Source organism: Maribacter sedimenticola (assembly GCF_900188415.1).
Taxonomy (GTDB): domain Bacteria; phylum Bacteroidota; class Bacteroidia; order Flavobacteriales; family Flavobacteriaceae; genus Maribacter; species Maribacter sedimenticola.
The window spans coordinates 86,124-92,123 of the sequence record NZ_FZNV01000011.1 but is presented as its reverse complement, the minus strand read 5'-3'; the positions used below and the strand labels follow the sequence as shown (position 1 = coordinate 92,123).

The 6,000-nt window shown below is 40.8% G+C and carries 2 protein-coding genes; both read left to right on the top strand.

Features of this window, described 5'->3' with window-relative positions; all coding sequences use genetic code 11:
• The first annotated feature begins 61 nt into the window (after positions 1–61).
• A complete protein-coding gene (locus CHB68_RS17995; RefSeq protein WP_179213232.1) occupies positions 62–5,326 on the top strand; it encodes an RHS repeat domain-containing protein in 5,265 nt (1,754 codons plus the stop codon).
• Positions 5,277–5,837, top strand: a complete 561-nt coding sequence (locus CHB68_RS17990) for a hypothetical protein (protein WP_089263246.1) — start codon at positions 5,277–5,279, stop codon at positions 5,835–5,837. Before CHB68_RS17995 ends, CHB68_RS17990 begins: the two co-directional genes overlap by 50 nt.
• Positions 5,838–6,000 lie beyond the last annotated feature (163 nt).

Genomic DNA, 6,000 nt, shown 5'->3' with positions numbered 1-6,000 from the left:
CGGGACAAATACATCGAATTCGTCGCTTACGGTGAACTTGACTTCCGGTAGTACATATTATTTGAGATCAAGAAATAATTCAACAAATTGTTGGAGCAATGCAACTGTTGTATCCTATACTATTAATTATTTGCCCGGGACTCCACAGACCCCCACAGTGGATTCCCAGAACTGTAACAGCGTCACTTTGAAAAGAATTCTGTACGATCAATATTCAGGCAACGGTAATGTTTGGTATTGGCAGAGCAGTGCTTCAGGAACAAGTACTGCAAATTCGAACGAAACAATAACGCTCACAAGTGGTTCCGTTTATTACCTAAGGTCCAGAAATACCTCGTCTGGATGTTGGAGCGATGAATCAGCTTCTGTTACGTACACTTTTGATGAAATGCCCACATGGTATCTGGATGCGGACAATGATGGCTATGCTATATTAACCGTTCAACAATGTACTTCACCAGGTAGTGGTTACGGTACTACGGTAAAGCCACTTGGCGATTGTGATGATGACGATGCTACGGTTAACCCAGATACTACTTGGTATTCGGATTCCGATAATGATGGTTATAAGGATCCAGATTGGCAAGAAGTTCAACAGTGTCAGAAACCAGCTGGGAATTGGACTTCCGATCCTCAACCAGTTCCTGATTATTGTCCGAATTATTTTAACGATGATGATGGTACCAACGGTTGCAACCCAAGCTGTTTGGATGGGGTATCTGTGACTAACCAAATTGTGGAATATCCAAGTAGTGGAGGCAACAGTGAAGTAGTTGTTTACAATTTTCCAAACTGTGGTTCTGGTTATAGTATTGATATTCAAGACTATAGTGCTTACAGTGATTGGCTAGAAATAGTTCAAACCAGTCCAAACACCTTCAATGTTATTTGCCAACCAGGTACAGAGGCAAAGGATGTTATGGTCAATGTTACGGTCAACGGAAATTCTGCTTCTGCAACAACTGGTTTTGGTATAACCGTTAGAAGGGGTGCACCACCTGTCAACCCTAACCCAGATCCGTGTGTCGCAGATAATATCCCCAACATAACGTTTTCACCATTTACCGATACAAGAACGGTTACGGTGAATTACAGCGGGGATTGCCCCAGTGGAACCATAGTTCTCAGACATCCGTATGATGAAACCGCAAGTTTTGACGGTTGGTTAAGCATAATACCACAGGGTAGTGGGGTATTTACATTATCTGTAAATGACAATACAACGGGAAGTTCACATGATACAATATTGGCTCCTATGATAGAGATATATGATAATGGAACATACACGTATGTGGGTATGGGTGTTTCCTTTTTGGTAATACAACCTACTTGTAATACCTCGTGGTACCCGGACTCTGATGGTGATGGAAAAGGGGATGTATACGGAAGTCCCGAGATTGGTTGCGATGCCCCGGATTTTGGGGATGGTATTACATGGGTGCCAAATAACGAAGACCTATGTCCGGATGACCCGGCTCCAAGCTATTCAAATGGTTGCCCGGATGGTATCGCTCCTGAAAATTGGAATACCATAACTACAAAATCATTTGATGTCACCCTAACCTTAAAGGCTGCTGGCAAATCCTATTATGATGACATGGGCAAGCCAGTACAGTCCCAGAGTTGGGATATAAAGACCAATGATACTTGGGCTTCAGAGACAAAATATAATGCGGAGGGTAGAGCAGCGCTTCAAACCTTGTCCGCCCCTGTACGTGCCGGAAATAATTTTGAGTACAAGGAAGGTTTTGTACAGCAGACGGATAATACATCGGAGTTTAACCAAAGTAATTTTTCCGGTTCTAATCTGGAAAACCCAAATATGGTCGGTAGTTCAACGGTCGGTTCTTTGGGGTGGTATTATAGTGACAATAACAATCGGGAGTTGTATCAGGATGTTACAACGCGCCCTTATGTAAGCTCCATTTATAGTACCCTTAATCCTGGCGCAGTATTAAGATCGGTGGGTGGTAATAAAATGGATACCAACGAAAGTGGACAGATAGATGAAGCCGGCGACGATTGGGTTCACAATTATACCTACGCTATGAGGGCCTCAACAGAATTGTCCACGGCTGAAGCCTTTGGAGAAACAGCTACCGAGTATGATAGTCGCAAAATCTTTAAAACCATTGCTAGGGATGTACGAGGTTTTGAAAATGTGATTTTCACCGACTCGGATGGACAGACATTGGCGGCTGCCCGTAGCGGAACGGAAGGTCCAACAGAGTCCCACAATATTTCAATCAATGAACAAGGGTATGTGGATATTCATGTCCCTCAAGGTTCCGGCATGGGCTTTACCGTTAACGGTACGGCTGCATACACGGTGTATGACCTTATTACGGAGGGCACGGTTACTGCATCCACTTCGTTGCCAAATGGATTTTATAGGGTTTCTGTAAATAATATGGATAGTTATGTTCCTGGAAATCTTACAGTAACCTACAAGACTAATTATTATGACTACAGCCTTAATATTTATGATGAGGTGGGTCGATTGACTAGTTCCTTCCAACCTTTGGTCGATGGTGACGGTAATAAATTGGAAACTAAGTACAGGTATAATACCCTAGGGCAATTGGTGTATACCCAAAGTCCGGATGAAGGGGATGCCTGGTTCCTTTACAGAGAGGATGGCCAGATTCGTTTCTCCATCAACAGTTTACAATGGAAGAACGGCCAATTTTCCTATACCAACTACGATGCAAAAGGTAGGCCTGTAGAGAGTGGGGTGTATACGGATGTTTCCGGCTATTTAGGAACCTATGTGACCTCAGAAAATGTTACGGATGTAACGGATCCCTTCAATCAATCCCTTAAGGATTTGATAGATGTATTGGATGGAATGACCGATGCAAATTGTTCCGAAGTACAATATACGGTCTATGATGCGTATGTAGATACAAATGTGGATGGCAAGCCGGATGATATGGTAAGTAGTTTACCGGCTTCTATAGTAAATACCTATAAGCCCACGTTTCTTTCTGGCAATGTATACAAAACAACCAATGAAAATGCGACTACTTGGTATGGATACGATATCTATGGTCGGGTTAAATGGCTGGTTCAGGACATTGCGGTTTTGGGAACAAAAACTATTGATTATGAGTATAACCCAATTACAGGACTGGTAGAATACGTCCACTATCAAAAAGGTGAAACGGATGAATTTATTCATTGGTATACTTATAATGAAGCCAACCAATTGAGTATGGTACTTACATCGGTAGATATCCTAGGGCCTTGGGAAACTCATGCCAAATATTTCTACTATGAAACCGGGGAACTCAAACGTACCGAGTTGGCCGGTGGCGTTCAAGGGTTGGATTATGTATACAGTTTGGATGGGAAACTCAAGTCGTTGAATCACCCTTCATTGAGTCCTGAAAGCGATATATGTAAAGATGAATTTGGTAACCCCTGTGATAGTAATGACTTATTCGGGATGCAGTTGGACTACCATGTGGGCGATTACATGCGTACTTCCAATACGAATATTAGACAATCGCAATATGGTACGGACAAGCTGAACGGGAACATTAAAAGTATCCGTTGGAAAAATGCGGGTCCTTATGGAGGAGCCGAAGCGAGTGAGTATGTCTACGAATATGACCGTAACAACTGGCTGAAATCAGCGAACTTTGATCCAGGAAATACGGATACAAGTTCCGGCTTATTGGCCAATGATGAAAGCACTACGGTATATACCAATGGTCAAAGCGATATTTTGGAGGCTACCCAAAGCTATACCCTTAAAGATGGCTTCCATGCCCAAGAGGGGAGTGCCATAACGGTACGCATTGTTCCAAATGTGGGTGGTTCAAGTAGTGGCGACTATGATGTTACCAACATCACCTATGATGTGAATGGTAATATCCAGAGTCTTGTACGTAATGCACAGGGTCCTATGGATAATCTTACCTATGCCTACAAGACGGATAAGCCCAACCAATTGTTACGGGTAGAGGACACGGTGGATGACAATGTGGTTGCCAATGATGATATTGACAACCAAACGGGCAATAATTATGAATACAATGAAATTGGACAACTCGTGTACGATAATTCTGAACAAATTACCTATATTTATAATACGAGCGGTCTGGAGACCGAGGTTAAAAATGGACCCTATACAGTGGTAAAATTTTATTATAACGATAGAAACCATAGGATACGCAAGGAATCTTTTAATCCTTATGATGGGACCTCCATTCAGAACACGTATTATGTACGGGACGTATCTGGACAGGTCATGGCTATTTACGATGACTACGAGGGAAGTATAGCTTTAAAGGAACAACCCATTTACGGTGCTGGTCGTGTTGGTGTGGCTTATAACGGAACAGGTAATGCAAAACAATATGTCTATGAGATCACGGACCATTTGGGCAACGTACGGGCTGTATTTACTAAAAGTGGGACTAATGCTAATTTAGAAGGCGTCACAGATTATTTCCCCTTTGGTATGCCTATGCTTGGGAGAGATATGACAGGAGCTAACCAATACCGCTATGCCTACCAAGGACAGGAAAAGGATACTGAAACCGGTAAAGAGGCTTTTGAACTGCGTTTATGGGATGCTAGAATAGGTAGGTGGTTAACTACTGATCCTGCCCAACAATTTGCATCACCGTACCTTGGTATGGGGAACAATCCCATCAATGGGATTGATCCAGACGGGGGTAAGGTAGAGGATATATATGAATTGACAAGCGATGGCACTTTAGTTTTAAAAGAACGTACCGATGACCCTTTTGATATAGTTTTGAAAGAAGGTGAATATGCTAATTTTGATGGTGATGTTTTTGGAGAATCGGTTATTGGTACTGTAAATAAGGGTTTTTTAGGTAATGGGCTTAATATTAGGGAAAATGGTCTAAATGTTGTGGCCAAAGACTTAGTAGATTTTTACGATTACCTGAATTTTGTCTCTGACTTATCCGTTTTTGAGCAAAAGGAAATAGGCGGACTTATATATTCTACAGGAGAGCAGGGATCTTTCGGTCTGTTTCTCAATAGATATTCAGAAAGCACGTTCCATAGTACAAATTCTTTTCCTCGTTTTAGAGGCAGTTACGATCCTAAAACAAATATTTTAAAAACAGGAGGAACTTTTTATCAAATAGTAAGTAAGTTTCATAGCCATCCAGGATTGAAGAAAGGATATGGTTATGGTAAACCCTCTGATGCAGATATCAATACTTTGAAAGTATTGGGTCTTAATCAGGGATTCATTTTAAGTAGAAGACAAGGTCTATCAACTTTTGACAGAAATGGTAATCACTTTATTTTGGGAAATAATGCGCCAATACAGAAATATTAAGATTTTTTGTTTAGGAGGTCTTTTTATGTTCGCTTTACAAAGCTGCAAAAACGATAAGTATAAACAATGGTCTACTCGAGAACTTAAAATTTACGAGACGGCCAAGATGTACTTCGTAGAGCATAAAGATAAAGGTAAGTTTAATGTCATTGCACAGCTAAAAGAAAACAACGATTCTGAAACATTCTATTTTTCCATATATCCATACGGATTTGTAACAGAGAATCATTTGCCGTATAGGGTTGAAGAATATGAGGGTAACTATATTTTTTACTATGGTGGTGATCAAAATTTTACCGAAGAGGAAAAAGATAGAATCATTGAAGAATTAAAAAGTAAGGGTTTACTTTTTGATTTTGATGCCATGGACACCTACGACAATAATCTAAAGTTAGAAGACGGCATTACTTGGCATTGTTTTGTGTGTAAGAAAGACATGGAAAAAATTGAAATTATAAAATCTCCTTACATTCTTGATAAGGAGGAAATGATACATGGTGTCTGTGACTAAAAATGATTTTTCCAAGGGATAATATAGAGCCTAAGATGGTTTATAGAAAAACATGACCATTGCATTCCCCCGCTAGCGCGAGTATCTTGCTCGTGCCGTATAAAGTAAGGTATATTTAATGTAATAGAAGTGTAAACCTAAATAATTCCACACCGCAGTAGCA